Source organism: Streptomyces sp. JJ38 (genome assembly GCF_019303475.1).
Classification (GTDB): domain Bacteria; phylum Actinomycetota; class Actinomycetes; order Streptomycetales; family Streptomycetaceae; genus Streptomyces.
The window spans coordinates 50,832-66,624 of sequence record NZ_JABLSI010000002.1 but is presented as its reverse complement, the minus strand read 5'-3'; the positions used below and the strand labels follow the sequence as shown (position 1 = coordinate 66,624).

Sequence of the window (15,793 nt, the reverse complement as noted above, 5' to 3'; positions counted from 1 at the left end):
GCACCGCGATCCGGCCGGGGCGGCGTCGTCGTACGGGGAGCCCGGTGCGCCGTGTCGGGGCGTCGGCGGTGTTGACTAGTTCTATTCAGTTCGTAGAGTGTGTGAATACTTCGATCCGTTCAGGCGGCACACACCGGCGTCCGGGAGGCAGGGGCTCATGGCAGCACAGGCAGGGCAGAGTGGACCGCGCACGGTGCGCGCACCCCGGGGGAGCGAGCTCACCACGCTCGGCTGGCAGCAGGAGGCCGCCCTGCGGATGCTCCAGAACAACCTCGACCCCGAGGTCGCGGAGCACCCCGACCAGCTCGTCGTCTACGGCGGCACCGGCAAGGCGGCGCGGGACTGGCGCTCCTTCGACGCCATGGTCCGCACCCTGCGCACGCTCAAGGCCGACGAGACGATGCTCGTCCAGTCCGGCCGCCCCGTCGGCGTCATGACGACGCACGAGTGGGCTCCGCGCGTCCTCCTCGCCAACTCCAACCTCGTCGGGGACTGGGCCAACTGGGAGGAGTTCCGCCGCCTGGAGCAGCTCGGCCTCACGATGTACGGCCAGATGACCGCCGGCTCCTGGATCTACATCGGCACCCAGGGCATCCTCCAGGGCACCTACGAGACCTTCGCCGCCGTCGCCGCCAAGCGCTTCGGCGGCACGCTCGCCGGGACGATCACGCTCACCGCCGGGCTCGGCGGCATGGGCGGCGCCCAGCCGCTCGCCGTCACCATGAACGACGGCGTCGCCCTGTGCGTCGACTGCGACCCGCGCGCCATCGACCGCCGCATCGAGCACCGCTACCTCGACGTGCGGGCCGACTCGCTCGACCACGCCCTGGAGCTGGCCACCGCCGCCCGCGACCAGCGCAAGCCGCTGTCGATCGGCGTCCTCGGCAACGCCGCCGACCTCGTGCCCCGGCTGCTGGCCATGGGCGCCCCCATCGACATCGTCACCGACCAGACCAGCGCCCACGACCCGCTGGCCTACCTCCCCCTCGGCGTCGACTTCGCGGACATGGCGTCCTACGCCGCCGAGAAGCCCGCGGACTTCACCGCGCGGGCCCGGGAGTCGATGGCTCGGCACGTCGAGGCGATGGTCGGCTTCAAGGACGCGGGCGCCGAGGTCTTCGACTACGGCAACTCCATCCGCGGCGAGGCCCAGCTGGCCGGGTACGGACGCGCCTTCGCGTTCCCCGGCTTCGTCCCCGCCTACATTCGCCCGCTGTTCTGCGAGGGCAAGGGCCCGTTCCGCTGGGCCGCCCTCAGCGGTGACCCGAAGGACATCCACGCCACCGACCGCGCCATCCTCGACCTCTTCCCGGAGAACGAGTCGCTGGCCCGCTGGATCAGGATGGCCGGGGAGCGGGTGCACTTCCAGGGCCTGCCCGCCCGCATCTGCTGGCTCGGTTACGGCGAACGCGACCGCGCGGGCGAGCGGTTCAACGACATGGTGGCGAGCGGCGAGCTGTCCGCACCCGTCGCCATCGGCCGCGACCACCTGGACTGCGGCTCGGTCGCCTCCCCCTACCGGGAGACGGAGTCCATGCTCGACGGCTCCGACGCCATCGCCGACTGGCCGCTGCTCAACGCCATGGTCAACGTCGCCTCCGGGGCCTCCTGGGTCTCCATCCACCACGGCGGCGGCGTCGGCATGGGCCGCTCGATCCACGCCGGACAGGTCACGGTGGCCGACGGCACCCCGCTGGCCGGGGAGAAGATCCGGCGCGTCCTCACCAACGACCCGGGCATGGGCGTCATCCGGCACGTGGACGCCGGGTACGAGCGGGCGGACGAGGTCGCCGCCGAGCGCGCCGTCCGCGTCCCCATGCGCGAGGGCTCCAAGGGCTCCGAGAGCTCCGAGGGCGAGGGCGAGCGGGCGTGACCTTCCTGGAGATGTGGCGGGATCTCGCGGGCATCGGCCGCAGCGCCGAGACCGGCGGCTACCGCCGCTATGCCTGGACCCCGGCCGACACCGACTGCCGCGCCTGGTTCCACGACCAGGCGACGGCGCGCGGGCTGGCCTGCGAGACGGACCGCAACGGCAACCAGTGGGCCTGGCTGGGCGACCCGGCCGCCGGGGACGCCGTCGTCACCGGCTCCCACCTGGACTCGGTGCCCGACGGTGGCGCTTTCGACGGGCCGCTCGGCGTCGTCTCCGCGTTCGCCGCCCTGGATGAGCTGCGCGCCCGGGGACGGGAGTTCGACCGTCCCCTCGCCGTGGTGAACTTCGGCGACGAGGAGGGCGCCCGGTTCGGCGTGGCCTGCACCGGCTCCCGGCTCAGCAGCGGCAAGCTCGGCCCCGAGACGGCCCGCGAGCTGCGGGACGCCGACGGCGTCACCCTCGCCCGCGCCATGGAACGCGCCGGGCAGGACCCCGAGGCCCTCGGGCCGGACCCCGAGCGGCTGGCCCGCGTCGGGGCCTTCGTCGAGCTGCACGTCGAGCAGGGCCGGGCACTGGCCGACACCCCGCACCCCGTCGGCGTCGCCTCCGCCATCTGGCCGCACGGGCGCTGGCGGTTCGACTTCCACGGCGAGGCCAACCACGCGGGCACCACCCGCATCGCCGACCGCCGCGACCCGATGCTCACCTACGCCCGCACCGTCCTCGCCGCCCGCGCGGAGGCGGAGGCGGCCGGGGCGCTCGCCACGTTCGGCAAGGTCGCGGTGGACCCGAACGGCGTCAACGCCATCGCCTCCCGCGTCCGCGGCTGGCTGGACTCGCGGGCCGCCGACGAGGCGACGCTCGACGCCGTCGTCACCGCCATCGAGCGGGCGGCGGTCGAGCACGGCCGCGGCGACGGCGTCCGGGTGGGCGTCACCCGCGAGTCCTTCACCCCCGTGGTGGAGTTCGCGCACGACCTGCGCGACCGCATCGCCGCGCGGCTCGACGGCGTGCCCGTGCTGCCCACCGGGGCGGGACACGACGCCGGAATCCTGGCCGACACCGTCCCCACCGCCATGCTGTTCGTGCGCAACCCCACCGGCGTCTCGCACTCCCCGGCCGAGCAGGCCACCGAGGACGACTGCCACGCCGGGGTCGACGCGCTCGCCGACGTACTGGAGGACCTCGCGTGCCGGTGACCTACTGGACCGAACACGTCTGGCTGGACGGCCGGGTGGCCTCGGGCGTGGCCGTGGACGTGGCGGACGGCCACATCAGCGCCGTCCGCCACGACGTGCCCGCCCCGCCGCCCGGCGCCGAGGTGCTCCGCGGCCTCACCCTGCCGGGCCTGGCCAACGCCCACAGCCACGCCTTCCACCGGGCCCTGCGCGGCTTCGTCCAGGCCGGCGGCGGCGACTTCTGGACCTGGCGCGAGCAGATGTACCGCGTCGCCGAACGCCTCACCCCCGACACCTACTACGCGCTCGCCCGCGCGGCGTACGCGGAGATGGCGCTGGCCGGGATCACCTGCGTCGGAGAGTTCCACTACCTGCACCACGCGCCCGGCGGCACCCCCTACGCCGACCCGAACGCCATGGGCCACGCCCTGACCGCCGCCGCGGCGGACGCGGGCGTCCGCATCACCCTGCTCGACACCTGCTACCTGTCCGCCGGCTTCGGACAGCCGCCCACGCCGCCGCAGCGCCGGTTCTCCGACGGGACCGCCGAGGGCTGGGCCGCGCGGGCGGGCGAACTGAGGGCCGACGGCAACACCCGCCTGGGCGCGGCCGTCCACTCCGTGCGGGCGGTGCCCGCGGAGGAGCTGGAGACCGTCGCCCTGTGGGCGGCGGACCGGCATCTGCCGCTGCACGTCCACCTGTCCGAGCAGCCGGCCGAGAACGACGCGTGCCAGACCGCGCACGGGCGCACCCCCACCGAGCTGCTCGCCGACCACGGCGTGCTCGGGCCCCGCACGGTCGCCGTCCACGCCACCCACCTCACCGACGCCGACATCACCGCGCTCGGCGGCTCGGCCACCGGCGTGTGCATGTGCCCCACGACCGAACGGGACCTGGCCGACGGCATCGGGCCCGCTGTCGCCCTCCAGCGGGCCGGCAGCCCGCTGTCCCTGGGCAGCGACAGCCACGCCGTCGTCGACCTCTTCGAGGAGGCCCGGGCGATGGAGCTGGACGAGCGGCTGCGCACCCGCACCCGCGGGCACTGGACGGCGGCCGGGCTGCTGCACGCCGCCACCGAGGCCGGGCACGACGCGCTCGGCTGGCCCGACGCCGGGCGCATCGCGGTGGGCCGGCTGGCCGACTTCACCACCGTCGCCCTCGACAGCGTCCGCACGGCCGGGCCCCCGCCCCGGCTGGCCGCCGAGACCGCCGTGTACGCGGCGAGCGGCGCGGACGTCCGGCACACCGTCGTCGGCGGGCGGCACATCGTCCGCGACGGCGCCCACACGAGGGTGACCGACACGGCCGCCGCGCTGGCCGAGGCCGTCTGCGCGCTCACCGGCTGACCCGCCACACACCCGCGCCCCGCCACCCCCGGTCACACGCCGCACCGGGGCCCCGCCCGCACCCACCGCAGAACCGCGAACCCCACGCCACCCGACGCACCGTGAAGGAGCCCCATGGCTGCCTCGACCACCCTCATCCGTGACATCGGAAGCCTGGTCACGGGCGATCCGGAGCTGGGCGAGGGGCCGCTCGGCCTCCTGCGGCGGGCGGCCGTGCTCATCGAGGACGGGCGCGTCGCCTGGGTCGGTCCGGACGCCGAGGCCCCCGCCGCCGACACCGCCCACGACGCCGGGGGCCGGGCCTGTCTCCCCGGCTTCGTGGACTCCCACTCGCACCTCGTCTTCGCCGGTGACCGCACCGAGGAGTTCAACGCCCGGATGTCCGGGCGCGCCTACACGGCCGGCGGCATCCGCACCACCGTCGCCGCCACCCGCGCGGCCTCCGACGCCGAACTGGCCGCCACCCTCGACCGGTATGTGCGCGAGGCGCTGCGCCAGGGCACCACCACGCTGGAGACCAAGTCCGGCTACGGGCTCACGCCGGAGGAGGAGGCCAGGGCCCTGCGGATCGCCGCCGAGCGGGTGGAGGAGGTCACCTATCTCGGCGCCCACGTGGCGGCCCCCGAGTACGCCGACGACGTGGCCGGGTACGTCGACCTCGTCACCGGGCCCATGCTCGACGCCTGCGCGCCGCACGCCCGCTGGGTCGACGTCTTCTGCGAGCGCGGGGCCTTCGACGGGGACCAGGCGCGGGCCGTCCTCACCGCGGGCATGGCGCGCGGGCTCCAGCCGCGCGTCCACGCCAACCAGCTGACCTACGGGCCGGGCGTGCGGCTCGCCGTGGAGCTGGGCGCGGCCTCCGCCGACCACTGCACCCATCTGACGGACGCCGACGTCGCGGCGCTGGCCGAGGGCGAGACCGTGGCCACCCTGCTGCCCGGCTGCGAGTTCTCCACCCGCGCGGAGTACCCCGACGCCCGGCGGCTGCTGGACGCGGGCGTCACCGTCGCCCTGTCCACCGACTGCAACCCCGGCTCGTCGTTCACCAGCTCGATGCCGTTCTGCGTCGCCGTCGCGGTGCGCGAGATGGGCATGACCCCGGATGAGGCGGTGTGGTCCGCCACCGTCGGCGGGGCGGCGGCGCTGCGCCGCGAGGACGTCGGGCGACTGCGCCCGGGCGCCCGCGCCGACCTGATGCTGCTCGACGCCCCCAGCCACGTCCACCTCGCCTACCGCCCCGGCGTTCCGCTGGTGACGGACGTCTGGCAGGGCGGGGCGCGCGTCGTGCACCGATGAGTTCCCCGGCCCCCGTCGGTCTGTACCGCTGAGAAGGTCGGCGCGGGACGAGGAGAAGGGGGCCTGGTGACAGCCTGGCCGGACGGCACGGAGTTGTTGGAGCGGGCCCTCGGCTTCGCCCTCGGGGCGGTGCGGGACGTGACACGTGCGGAGCTGGAGCGGCCCACACCGTGCCGGGGGTGGGACCTGCGCGCACTGCTGCGCCATCTGAACGAGTCACTCACCGCGTTGCGGGAGGCCGTGGACGACGGGGCCGTCGCGCTCCTCCCGGCTCCCGAGCCACGGGAGGAGGCCGCCGACCCCGTCCCGGCGCTGCGGGCCCGGGCCTGCGGACTGCTGGCCGCCTGGTCGGCCGCCGATCCGGGCCGGCGGGCCGTGGCGGTGGGCGGGTGCCCGCTCGCCACCCGCGCGGTGACCTGTGCGGGCGCCCTGGAGATCGCCGTTCACGGCTGGGACGTCCACCGCGCCCGGGGCCGGCCGGAGCGGCCGGTTCCGGCGCCGCTCGCGGCCGAGCTGCTGCGGGTCGCGCCGCTGCTGGTGCCCGCCGCGGGAGAGCGGGCGCCGCTGTTCGCCCCGCCGCGTCGGGTGTCGGCGTCGGCGCCGCCGGGCGACCGGCTGGTCGCCTATCTGGGCCGGGACCCGGACCGGGCCGTGCTGTGCCCCGCTCCGGGGGCCGCCCCGGGGGCTACTCCGGAAGCGTGACGTCCACGGGGCGGGAGTCCGGCGAGGCGTGGCCCGCCGCGTTCACCGCCCGGACGCTGAAGGTGTAGCCGATGCCGGGCTCCAGCCCGGTGATCTCCGTCCGGAGCGTGCGTGCCCCCACCTCGGCGACCGGGGTGGCCGTGCCCTGCTGGTGGATCCGGTAGCCCGCGACGGGCGTGGCCCCCTCGGCCGGGGCGGGCGGCAGCCAGCTCAGCAGGACGGTGCCGGGCCCGACGACCCGGGCGTCGAGCCCGCGCGGCACCGGGGGCGGCGCCAGAGCCGCCTGAGACGCCAGCGGAGGGCGCCGCGGGTCCTGGGCCGCCCCGAAGCCCAACGCCTGGCCGGACGCCCCCGTGCGGCCCGCCGGGGCCCCCGCGGCCTCTCCGGGGCCCGCGGGCGACGCTCCGGCCGCCGTGCCCGTGCCGGACGCTCCGGCCGCCGCCGTGAGCGTCATGACCAGCACGGCCGTCACTGTGGCCGGAACTGCCCGGCCGATCGCGCACCTGAACGCCACGGGAGACCTCCTGGGGACGACGGGCTTCCGGTTGCCGTCCCCTCATTCTGCGGCGCCGGGTGTGACCCTCCGCAACTCGGCGCGCGCATACGGCGAGGGCCCGCCTGGACGCTCGCCTCGGCTGAGAGGCGGGCGTCCGGACGGGCCCCGGGCGCGGGTGCCGGACGGTGCGGCGCGCCGCCGGGTCACTCCTCGATGAGCAGCCCCTTGCGCAGCTTGCCGAGCGTGCGCGACAGCAGGCGGGAGACGTGCATCTGGGAGATGCCCAGCTCCTCGCCGATCTCCGACTGCGTCATGTTGGCCACGAAGCGCAGCGAGAGGATGCGGCGGTCACGCGGGGGCAGCTCGGCGATCAGCGGCTTGAGGGACTCGACGTACTCGATGCCCTCCAGGCCGTGGTCCTCGTAGCCGATGCGGTCGGCGAGGGCGCCCTCGGCGTCGTCCTCCTCCGGCTGGGCGTCGAGCGAGCTGGCGGTGTAGGCGTTGCTGGCCGCCATGCCCTCGACGACCTCGTCGCGGGAGAGGTTCAGCCGCTCGGCCAGCTCGGCGACGGTCGGCGCGCGGTCCAGCGTCTGGGCGAGCTCGTCACCGGCCTTGGCGAGGTCGAGGCGCAGCTCCTGGAGGCGGCGCGGGACGCGCACGGACCAGGAGGTGTCACGGAAGAACCGCTTGATCTCGCCGATGATCGTCGGCATCGCGAAGGTCGGGAACTCCACGCCCCGGTCCGGTTCGAACCGGTCGATGGCCTTGATGAGGCCGATGGTGCCGACCTGGACGATGTCCTCCATCGGCTCGCTGCGGGAGCGGAAACGGGAGGCGGCGAACTTCACCAGAGCGAGGTTGAGCTCGACGAGGGTGTTGCGGACGTAGGCGTGCTCGTGCGTCCCCTCCTCGGCGGAGGCGAGGCGCTCGAAGAGCGTCTTGGACAGGGCCCGCGCGTCGTGTGGCGCGATCTCGTCGTAGGGAGGGATCTCGGGAAGTCCGGCGAGGGCGGCGTCGATATCGACGGAGTCCGAATCGACGGGGTCCGAATCGACGGGGTCAGCGTCGACGGTTTCGGAGCCCTCGCACAGGGGATGCTCGGCGGGTATCTCGTCGAGCTGGGGTGACATGCTGTCCTCCTCGTTGACCGGCATCAGGCTGCCGGGGCCGTGACGTGCACTGCTAGGTGCGGCGCCTCCATGGCTGACGTACTGGCTGGTTCTTTTCTAGGGGTATCCGGTGTTGCGCGGGGATGGCAAGTGCGATATGTCCGGATCGCACCGATAGAACGTTTCGTTCCGGTACCCGCGGGAGCCGTCAAGGCGTAGGGTTCGAAGGTGCGATCACGGGGGGTTGAGCAGCGCGCGGCGCAGGGCGCGACCGGCCGCGAAAACGCAGATGAAGACGCAGATGAGGTGTGCATGGACCGCGGAATGCCCGGGAGCACGAGCCACCGGGGGCGCCTGACGGTCGGCGTGCGTCACGCGGGGGAGACCGCCGTGGTCACGCCCGAGGGTGAGCTTGATCACCACACCGCCGAACTGTTGCGTACACCACTGGAATCCGCCCTTGAAGAGGGGTGCAGGTACCTCCTCGTCGACTGCTCGCGGCTGGAGTTCCTGGACTCCACCGGGCTCAACGTGCTCCTCGCCGCCCGGCTGGAGGCCGAGGCCGCCGGCGGCGCCGTCCACCTCGCGGCGATGCGCCCCGTCGTGGCGCGGGTCTTCGAGATCACCGGAGCCGGAGCCGTCTTCACCGTCCACGACGCGCTGACCGACGCGCTGGAGGCGCTGCCCGACACCTGAGCGTTGCGCGCCGACACGCCGAGCTCCGCGTGGAACCACGTGCTGCGGCGTCCGTCCGGCGCAGCGTAATCCGCATCACACGAGCCCGGCGGAATCGGTGGGTGTTCCCACCGGGTGGACGGGCAGGAGACCCTCTGTATCTGCTGGCGGCATAGGTCCAACTCGGGAACCGGTGAGGTGAAGGACTGATGAGCACCACCCGGCCCTCTCCGGCGGGCGAGATCGGCCCGGAGTCCGAAGGCGCTCCGGCTGCCTGCGCCCCGCCGTCCGGGCAGGTGCGCGAGCTGCGGCAGGTGCGTCGCCTGCGGCTGCTCGGCGTCAGCGGGGCCGTCCAGCGGGCCCGGGACTTCAGCCGCGAGGCCCTGAACGACTGGGGCTGGCTGCCCGCCGCCGACTGGGACGCCCAGGCCGCGGCCGAGGACGTGCTGCTCGTCGTCTCGGAGCTGGTCACCAACGCCTGCCTGCACGCCGGCGGGCCCGAGGAGGTCCGGGTGGCGCGCGGCCCGAAGTCGGTGCGCGTGGAGGTGGTGGACGGAGGCGACGGACGCCCCGAGCCCCGTACCCCGCACCGGGCCGGCCGCCCCGGCGGTCACGGCATGTTCATCGTGCAGCGCCTGTGCGCCGACTGGGGCGTCGTCCACGCACCCGAGGGCCGGGGCAAGACGGTCTGGGCCGAGCTGGCCCAGCCGTAGCGCCCCGTTGGAGGCGCGGGGAACCGCGCGACCAGTCACGACGCACCCGCGGGCCACGACGCGCGTTCAGGGGCAGTTCCTGCCCGGGGTCCCGCCTGTTGGCCCTGCGCCTCAGCTCGGCCCCCCAGCGCCGCGCGGGATCGCGCTGCGCTGGGGAGGTCCGCGCCAAGGCGACGGTGGGTCCGTGCCGAGGGCCTCGCCTCGGCACGGACCCACCGTGGGCTCCCCGGGCCCGTCCGGGGGGTCAGAGGGGTCAGCCGACGTCGCCCATCAGCACCCGCAGGCGGCGGGCTCCCGCGGTGAAGGCGAGGCCCGCGGCCACCGCGACGATCGCCCACATCGTGTAGTAGAGCGTGTCGCCGAGGGGCTCGTTGAGCCGCGTCACCCAGCCGTTGAGCGCGTTGCCGGTCGCGGTCGCGAGGAACCACAGGCCCATGATCTGGCTGACGAACTGCTTGGGCGCCAGCTTGGTGGACAGGGAGAGGCCCACCGGGGAGAGGCACATCTCGCCGAGGGTCTGCACCAGGTAGACGCCCAGCAGCCAGAACACCGTGACCTGCCCGGTGTCGCTGGCGGCGGCAGCGGCGCCCGCCAGGCCCATGAGACCGAAGGATCCGCCGATGAGCAGCATGGCCAGGCCGAACTTGACCGGCGTGCTGGGCTCGCGGTTCCGCTGGGCCAGTCGCACCCACAGGGCCGCGAAGAGGGGTGCCAGGATGATCACGTAGACCGGGTTCACGGACTGGAACCAGGAGGCCGGGAACTCCCAGCCGCCGATGCCGCGGTCCGTCTTCTGGTCGGCGAAGATCGTCAGCAGCGAGCCGGACTGGTCGTAGATCATCCAGAACAGCACCGCGGTGACGAAGAACCACACGAAGGCGACGATCTTCGGCCGGTCCTGGGCCGTCAGCTTCGGGCTGCGGAACATCAGCCAGAAGTAGCCGACGGGAAGGACGATGCCGAGGACGGCCAGCGCGTTGACGACGTGCTCGATGTCGAACGTGCCCAGAGCCACGTCCAGGACGAGGGCACCGACCGCGATCCCGCTCCACAGCAGCGTCCGGTTCAGGACGCGCCGCTTCTCCTCGGGGGTGGCCGGGTTGGCCGGGTGGCGGCCGACCTCGCCCAGGTGCCGCGCGCCGAGCACGTACTGGACGACGGCCAGGGTCATGCCGACGCCGGCGATGCCGAAGCCCAGGTGCCAGTTGACGTTCTCGCCGAGGGTGCCGACGACCAGCGGCGCGGCCAGGGCGCCGATGTTGATCGCCATGTAGAAGAGGGTGAAGCCGGCGTCCCGGCGCGCGCCGGACTGGCCCTCGTACAGCCCGCCGACCATGGCGGAGATGTTGGGCTTCAGCAGGCCCGTGCCGATGGCGATGAGGCCGAGGCCGAGGAAGAACGTCGTGTCGTTCGGGATCGCCAGGACGTAGTGGCCGGAGGCGATGACGACGCCGCCGACGAGGACGGCCTTGCGGGCGCCCCAGAGCCGGTCGGCGACCCAGCCGCCCGGCATCGAGGTCATGTAGACGACGGCGTTGTAGACGCCGTAGATCGCGGCGGCGAGCGCCTCGCGGTCCTCCAGGGGGCCGTCGAGTACCCCGGCGATGAGGTACAGGACGAGGATGGCGCGCATTCCGTACCAGGAGAAGCGCTCCCACATCTCCGTCATGAAGAGGGTGGCCATCCCTCGGGGGTGGCCGAAGAAGGTCCTGCCGCCGTTCGCGGCGTCGGCCTTCGTCGTGCTGGACGCCATGGGGGTTTCCTTGTGGGTTCGCGACGCGCGCCGGAGGGTGGGGGCACGCGCCCGGACGGGGGGATGCCACGGGGCCGGTGGCGCCGGTCCGCGCGGAGAGGGGCCGGGCTGGTCGTTTCCCGGTCCCGGCAGGGGCCCGGCACGGGGCACCGCGGCGCGCTGCACGCCGGGCGCCGCGCGTGGCGGCCCTGGCCCCACGGGGGAGGCGCGCTCACCCTACGCGAGGTTCCACCGCCATTCGAAGGCCAATGAGGGATGGATCACAGGAGAAAATCAGCTTTCACTATCGCTTCCCAGGTTCATCACCGTTTCATCCCTCGATAGTGCGGGCTAGACCAGAGGTGGTTCACGCTGTGCGACCGCCTCTCTCCCCTACTGGCCCGCAGGTCAGCCGGGCAGGACTACCATCGGGCCATGACCCGAGTACTGCTCGCCGAGGACGACGCCTCCATCTCCGAGCCGCTCGCCCGGGCCCTGCGCCGGGAGGGCTACGAGGTGGAGGTCCGGGAGGACGGGCCGAGTGCCCTGGAGGCCGGACTCCACGGGGAGGTCGACCTCGTCGTGCTGGACCTGGGTCTGCCCGGCATGGACGGCCTGGAGGTCTGCCGCCGGCTCCGCACCGAGGGCTTCGGCTTCCCCGTGCTCGTGCTCACCGCCCGCGCCGACGAGGTGGACACCGTCGTCGGCCTGGACGCGGGCGCGGACGACTACGTGACGAAGCCCTTCCGGCTCGCCGAACTGCTCGCCCGGGTCCGGGCCCTGCTGCGCCGGGGCACCGCCGAGCCCCCGCACCCGATGACGACCCACGGCGTGCGCATCGACGTCGAGTCCCACCGCGCCTGGATCGGTGAGGAGGAACTCCAGCTCACCGCGAAGGAGTTCGACCTCCTGCGGGTGCTGGTCCGGGACGCCGGCCGCGTCGTCACCCGCGACCAGCTCATGCGCGAGGTCTGGGACACCACCTGGTGGTCGTCGACCAAGACGCTCGACATGCACATCTCCTGGCTGCGCAAGAAGCTCGGTGACGACGCCGCCAACCCGCGCTACATCTCCACCGTGCGCGGCGTCGGCTTCCGGTTCGAGAAGAACTAGCCCCGGGACCCCAGACCGCCATGCGCCGCCGCCTGATCAACTCCACGCTCGCCGTGGTGGTCGTCGTCATCGCCGTCTTCGGCATCTCCCTGGTCGTCATCGAGACCCAGGCCATCGAGCGCAGCGCGCGGGAGACGACCAGCTCCGAGGCCGCCCGGCTGGTCGCCGTCGTCGAGGCGCGGCTCGCGGCGGGCGAGCAGGTCACCGCCGCCACGATGCGCAGCGCCGTCCCCGCCGACCGGTACGTGCGGATCGAACTGCCGGGGCAGGAGTCCATCGCCCTCGGGGAGCGCCCCCAGGGCGGTGTCATCCAGGGCCGGGCCCAGGGCGGCTCCGGGGAGACCGTCGTCGTCCAGCAGCCGCGCAGCGTCGTCACCGACGAGATCGGCCGCATCCTCATGATCATCATCGCGGTGGCGCTGGTGACGGTGCTGGCCGCCGCCCTGCTCGCCGTCCGCCAGGCCCGCCGCGTCGCGGCCCCCCTCACCGACCTCGCCGAGACCGCCGAACGCCTCGGCTCCGGCGACCCGCGCCCCCGCCACCGCCGCTACGGCGTCCCCGAGCTGGACCGCGTCGCCGACGTGCTGGACGCCAGCGCCGAGCGCATCGCCCGCATGCTCACCGCCGAACGGCGGCTGGCGGCCGACGCCTCACACCAGCTCCGCACCCCGCTGACCGCCCTGTCGATGCGGCTGGAGGAGATCGTCCACAGCGTCGGGGACACCGATCCCGACACCGTCCGCGAGGAGGCCGCCATCGCCCTCGCCCAGGTGGAACGGCTCACCGACGTCGTCGAGCGGCTCCTCACCAACAGCCGCGACCCCCGCTCCACCTCCGCCGTCGGTTTCGACCTGGACGAGGTCGTCCTCCAGCAGGTCGAGGAGTGGCGGCCCGCCTACCGCGGCGCCGGCCGGGCCATCGTGCACTCCGGCAAGCCCGGGCTGCGCGCCGTCGGCACCCCGGGAGCCGTGGCCACCGTCCTGGCCACGCTGGTCGAGAACTCCCTCATGCACGGGGACGGCACCGTCGCCCTGCGCACCCGGATCGCCGGGAACCAGGTCGTCGTGGAGGTCACCGACGAGGGCCCCGGCGTCGCGCCGGAGCTGGGCTCGCGCGTCTTCGAGCGCACGGTCAGCGGGCACAACTCCACCGGGCTGGGCCTCGCCGTCGCCCGCGACCTCGCGGAGGCCGACGGCGGCCGCCTGGAACTGCTACAGCAGCACCCGCCCGTGTTCGCGCTGTTCCTCAGCCGTGAGGTCGTCAGCGCCCCGGCCGAGGGCTGAGGCCCGGCGCCGGAACACCCAGGTGCGGTAGGACCAGAACCGGAAGGCCGTGCCCAGGCCGAGCCCGATCCCGTACTTGGCGATGTTGTCGGCCAGCGGGGAGGTGAAGCCGAAACCGTAGTGCGAGATGGCCAGCGCCCCGTTCTCAATCACCAGCCCCACCGCGCTGAACAGCAGGAACAGCGAGGCTTCCTTCGATATCCGGCGCTTGTCGGAGTGCTGGTAGGTCCAGTAGCGGTTGCCGAGGTAGTTCGTCGCGACGGCCACCGCCGTCGCGATCACACCGGAGCGCACGGGGGCGAGCTGGAAGGTGTGGATGCACAGGTTGAAGACGGCGACGTTGACCAGGAAGCCGAAGGCCCCGACCGTCCCGAACTTCGCCAGTTCCCGCAGCAGGCGTTTCAGCCGCTTCAGCCGGACGGCCGGCTTCGGATGTTCACCCATAGTGATCTTCAGCCCCGTTCGGTCAGCTCGGCCCCCCAGCACCTCATGCTAGGGCCTGGGGCGAGGGTCGGCCGAGTCGCGCGTTCCCGCTCTGGGGTACCCGCGTGTTCGATACCCGTGCGTCAGCGCTCCGCGCGCCCCTTACCCTGGTGGCGTGACGTTTCCGGTAGTCGGCATGGTCGGCGGTGGCCAGCTCGCCCGTATGACCCACGAGGCTGGCATCCCGTTCGGCATCCGTTTCAAGCTCCTCAGTGACACCCCGCAGGACTCGGCCGCGCAGGTGGTCGGCGACGTCGTCGTCGGCGACTACCGCGACCTGGACACCCTGCGTGACTTCGCCCACGGCTGCGACGTGATCACCTTCGACCACGAGCACGTCCCCACCGAGCACCTGCGCGCCCTCCAGGCCGAGGGCATCCCCGTGCGGCCCGGGCCCGACGCGCTCGTCCACGCCCAGGACAAGGGCGTCATGCGGGCCCGGCTCGACGCCCTCGGCATCCCCTGTCCCCGGCACCGCGTCGTCGCCGACCCGGCGGACGTCACCGCCTTCGCGGCCGAGGGCGGCGGCTTCCCCGTCGTCCTCAAGACCGTGCGCGGCGGCTACGACGGCAAGGGCGTGTGGGTCGTGGACGACGAGGAGCAGGCCGCCGACCCGTTCAAGGCCGGGGTGCCGGTGCTCGCCGAGGAGAAGGTCGACTTCGTCCGCGAGCTGGCCGCCAACGTCGTCCGCTCCCCGCACGGACAGGCCGTCGCCTACCCCGTCGTCGAGTCCATCCAGGTCGGCGGCGTCTGCGACACCGTGATCGCCCCCGCGCCCGGGCTCAGCGCCGAGCAATCGGCCGGCGCCCAGGAGCTCGCGCTGCGCATCGCCCGGGAACTCGACGTCGTCGGACACCTCGCCGTCGAACTCTTCGAGACCCGCGACGGCCGCACCCTCGTCAACGAGCTCGCCATGCGCCCCCACAACTCGGGCCACTGGACGATGGACGGCGCCGTCACCTCGCAGTTCGCCAACCACGTGCGCGCCGTGCTCGACCTCCCGCTCGGCGACCCGCGCCCCCGCGCCCCCTGGACGGTCATGGCCAACGTCCTCGGTGGCGACTACCCCGACATGTACGGCGCCTACCTGCACTGCATGGCCCGTGACCCCCAGCTCAAGATCCACATGTACGGCAAGGACGTGAAGCCCGGCCGCAAGGTCGGCCACGTCAACACCTACGGCGCCGACCTCGCCGACGTGCGCGAGCGCGCCCGGCACGCCGCCGACTACCTGCGAGGAACGATCACCGAATGAGCGACGCCCGCCCCGCCCCCCTCGTCGGCATCGTCATGGGCTCCGACTCCGACTGGCCCGTCATGGAGGCCGCGGCGCAGGCGCTCGCGGAGTTCGAGGTGCCCCACGAGGTCGACGTCGTCTCGGCGCACCGCATGCCGCGCGAGATGATCGAGTACGGCGAGAACGCCGCCGACCGCGGTCTCAAGGCCATCATCGCGGGCGCCGGGGGCGCCGCCCACCTGCCGGGCATGCTCGCCTCCGTCACCCCCCTGCCCGTCATCGGCGTCCCCGTCCCGCTGAAGTACCTCGACGGCATGGACTCGCTGCTGTCCATCGTGCAGATGCCCGCCGGGGTCCCCGTTGCCACCGTCTCCGTGGGCGGCGCCCGCAACGCCGGGCTGCTGGCGGTGCGCATGCTCGCCGCCCACGACCCGAGCCTGCGGGAGCGCGTCACCGCCTTCCAGGAGGAGCTGAACGAGCAGGCGACCGAGAAGGGCCGCCGCCTGCGCAACAAGGTCGCGAACGCCGACGGCTTCGGCTTCGCCCGCTGAGGCCGG

15 protein-coding genes are annotated in these 15,793 nt (G+C 73.7%); 11 read left to right on the top strand and 4 right to left on the bottom strand.

Going from position 1 to position 15,793, the window contains the following annotated elements; translation table 11 throughout:
• The first annotated feature begins 157 nt into the window (after positions 1-157).
• The 5 genes from hutU (at position 158) to HPT28_RS01475 (ending at position 6,395) form a co-directional block, all read left to right on the top strand.
• Positions 158-1,873, top strand: a complete 1,716-nt coding sequence (gene hutU, locus HPT28_RS01495) for a urocanate hydratase (protein ID WP_219088389.1) — start codon at positions 158-160, stop codon at positions 1,871-1,873.
• 11 nt (positions 1,874-1,884) lie between these two features.
• The gene (locus HPT28_RS01490) at positions 1,885-3,072 is read left to right on the top strand and encodes an allantoate amidohydrolase (protein ID WP_219088526.1); all 1,188 of its coding nucleotides are present in this window, start codon (positions 1,885-1,887) and stop codon (positions 3,070-3,072) included.
• A complete protein-coding gene (locus tag HPT28_RS01485) occupies positions 3,063-4,397 on the top strand; it encodes a formimidoylglutamate deiminase (protein ID WP_219088387.1) in 1,335 nt (444 codons plus the stop codon). The genes HPT28_RS01490 and HPT28_RS01485 overlap by 10 nt, the downstream gene beginning before the upstream one ends.
• A gap of 114 nt (positions 4,398-4,511) precedes the next feature.
• A complete protein-coding gene (gene hutI / locus HPT28_RS01480) occupies positions 4,512-5,693 on the top strand; it encodes an imidazolonepropionase (protein ID WP_219088385.1) in 1,182 nt (393 codons plus the stop codon).
• Positions 5,694-5,759: 66 nt separating this feature from the next.
• Entirely contained in the window at positions 5,760-6,395 is a 636-nt protein-coding gene (locus HPT28_RS01475; protein WP_308119036.1) for a TIGR03086 family metal-binding protein, read from the top strand.
• Here the strand turns inward: HPT28_RS01475 and HPT28_RS01470 are convergent.
• Positions 6,379-6,849 (bottom strand): fibronectin type III domain-containing protein, encoded by a 471-nt coding sequence (locus HPT28_RS01470; protein ID WP_257577917.1) that lies wholly within the window; start codon positions 6,847-6,849, stop codon positions 6,379-6,381. The two genes, HPT28_RS01475 and HPT28_RS01470, sit on opposite strands and share 17 nt — an antisense overlap.
• A gap of 245 nt (positions 6,850-7,094) precedes the next feature.
• Positions 7,095-8,021: an RNA polymerase sigma factor SigF gene (locus HPT28_RS01465; RefSeq protein WP_219088382.1), complete on the bottom strand. Its 927-nt coding sequence runs from the start codon at positions 8,019-8,021 to the stop codon at positions 7,095-7,097.
• A gap of 291 nt (positions 8,022-8,312) precedes the next feature.
• Here HPT28_RS01465 and HPT28_RS01460 point away from each other — a divergent pair, with 291 nt between their 5' ends.
• Positions 8,313-8,696 carry an STAS domain-containing protein gene (locus HPT28_RS01460; RefSeq protein WP_219088380.1) on the top strand — a complete coding sequence of 128 codons (384 nt, stop codon included), beginning with the start codon at positions 8,313-8,315 and terminating at the stop codon, positions 8,694-8,696.
• Between the two features lie 188 nt (positions 8,697-8,884).
• The gene (locus HPT28_RS01455; RefSeq protein ID WP_219088378.1) at positions 8,885-9,388 is read left to right on the top strand and encodes an ATP-binding protein; all 504 of its coding nucleotides are present in this window, start codon (positions 8,885-8,887) and stop codon (positions 9,386-9,388) included.
• A gap of 253 nt (positions 9,389-9,641) precedes the next feature.
• Here the strand turns inward: HPT28_RS01455 and HPT28_RS01450 are convergent, their stop codons facing one another.
• Positions 9,642-11,141, bottom strand: a complete 1,500-nt coding sequence (locus HPT28_RS01450) for a peptide MFS transporter (RefSeq protein WP_219088377.1) — start codon at positions 11,139-11,141, stop codon at positions 9,642-9,644.
• 414 nt (positions 11,142-11,555) lie between these two features.
• Between HPT28_RS01450 and HPT28_RS01445 the strand changes: the two genes are divergently transcribed.
• The gene (locus HPT28_RS01445) at positions 11,556-12,233 is read left to right on the top strand and encodes a response regulator transcription factor (RefSeq protein WP_219088375.1); all 678 of its coding nucleotides are present in this window, start codon (positions 11,556-11,558) and stop codon (positions 12,231-12,233) included.
• Positions 12,234-12,253: 20 nt separating this feature from the next.
• Positions 12,254-13,516: an ATP-binding protein gene (locus HPT28_RS01440; protein ID WP_219088373.1), complete on the top strand. Its 1,263-nt coding sequence runs from the start codon at positions 12,254-12,256 to the stop codon at positions 13,514-13,516.
• On the opposite strand, the gene HPT28_RS01435 is transcribed toward HPT28_RS01440, so the two are convergent.
• The gene (locus HPT28_RS01435; protein ID WP_219088372.1) at positions 13,445-13,960 is read right to left on the bottom strand and encodes a GtrA family protein; all 516 of its coding nucleotides are present in this window, start codon (positions 13,958-13,960) and stop codon (positions 13,445-13,447) included. The two genes, HPT28_RS01440 and HPT28_RS01435, sit on opposite strands and share 72 nt — an antisense overlap.
• A 154-nt stretch (positions 13,961-14,114) precedes the next feature.
• On the opposite strand from HPT28_RS01435, the gene HPT28_RS01430 reads away from it, so the two are divergent.
• A complete protein-coding gene (locus HPT28_RS01430; RefSeq protein ID WP_219088370.1) occupies positions 14,115-15,254 on the top strand; it encodes a 5-(carboxyamino)imidazole ribonucleotide synthase in 1,140 nt (379 codons plus the stop codon).
• Positions 15,251-15,787 carry a 5-(carboxyamino)imidazole ribonucleotide mutase gene (gene purE, locus HPT28_RS01425; protein ID WP_219088369.1) on the top strand — a complete coding sequence of 179 codons (537 nt, stop codon included), beginning with the start codon at positions 15,251-15,253 and terminating at the stop codon, positions 15,785-15,787. Before HPT28_RS01430 ends, purE begins: the two co-directional genes overlap by 4 nt.
• Positions 15,788-15,793 lie beyond the last annotated feature (6 nt).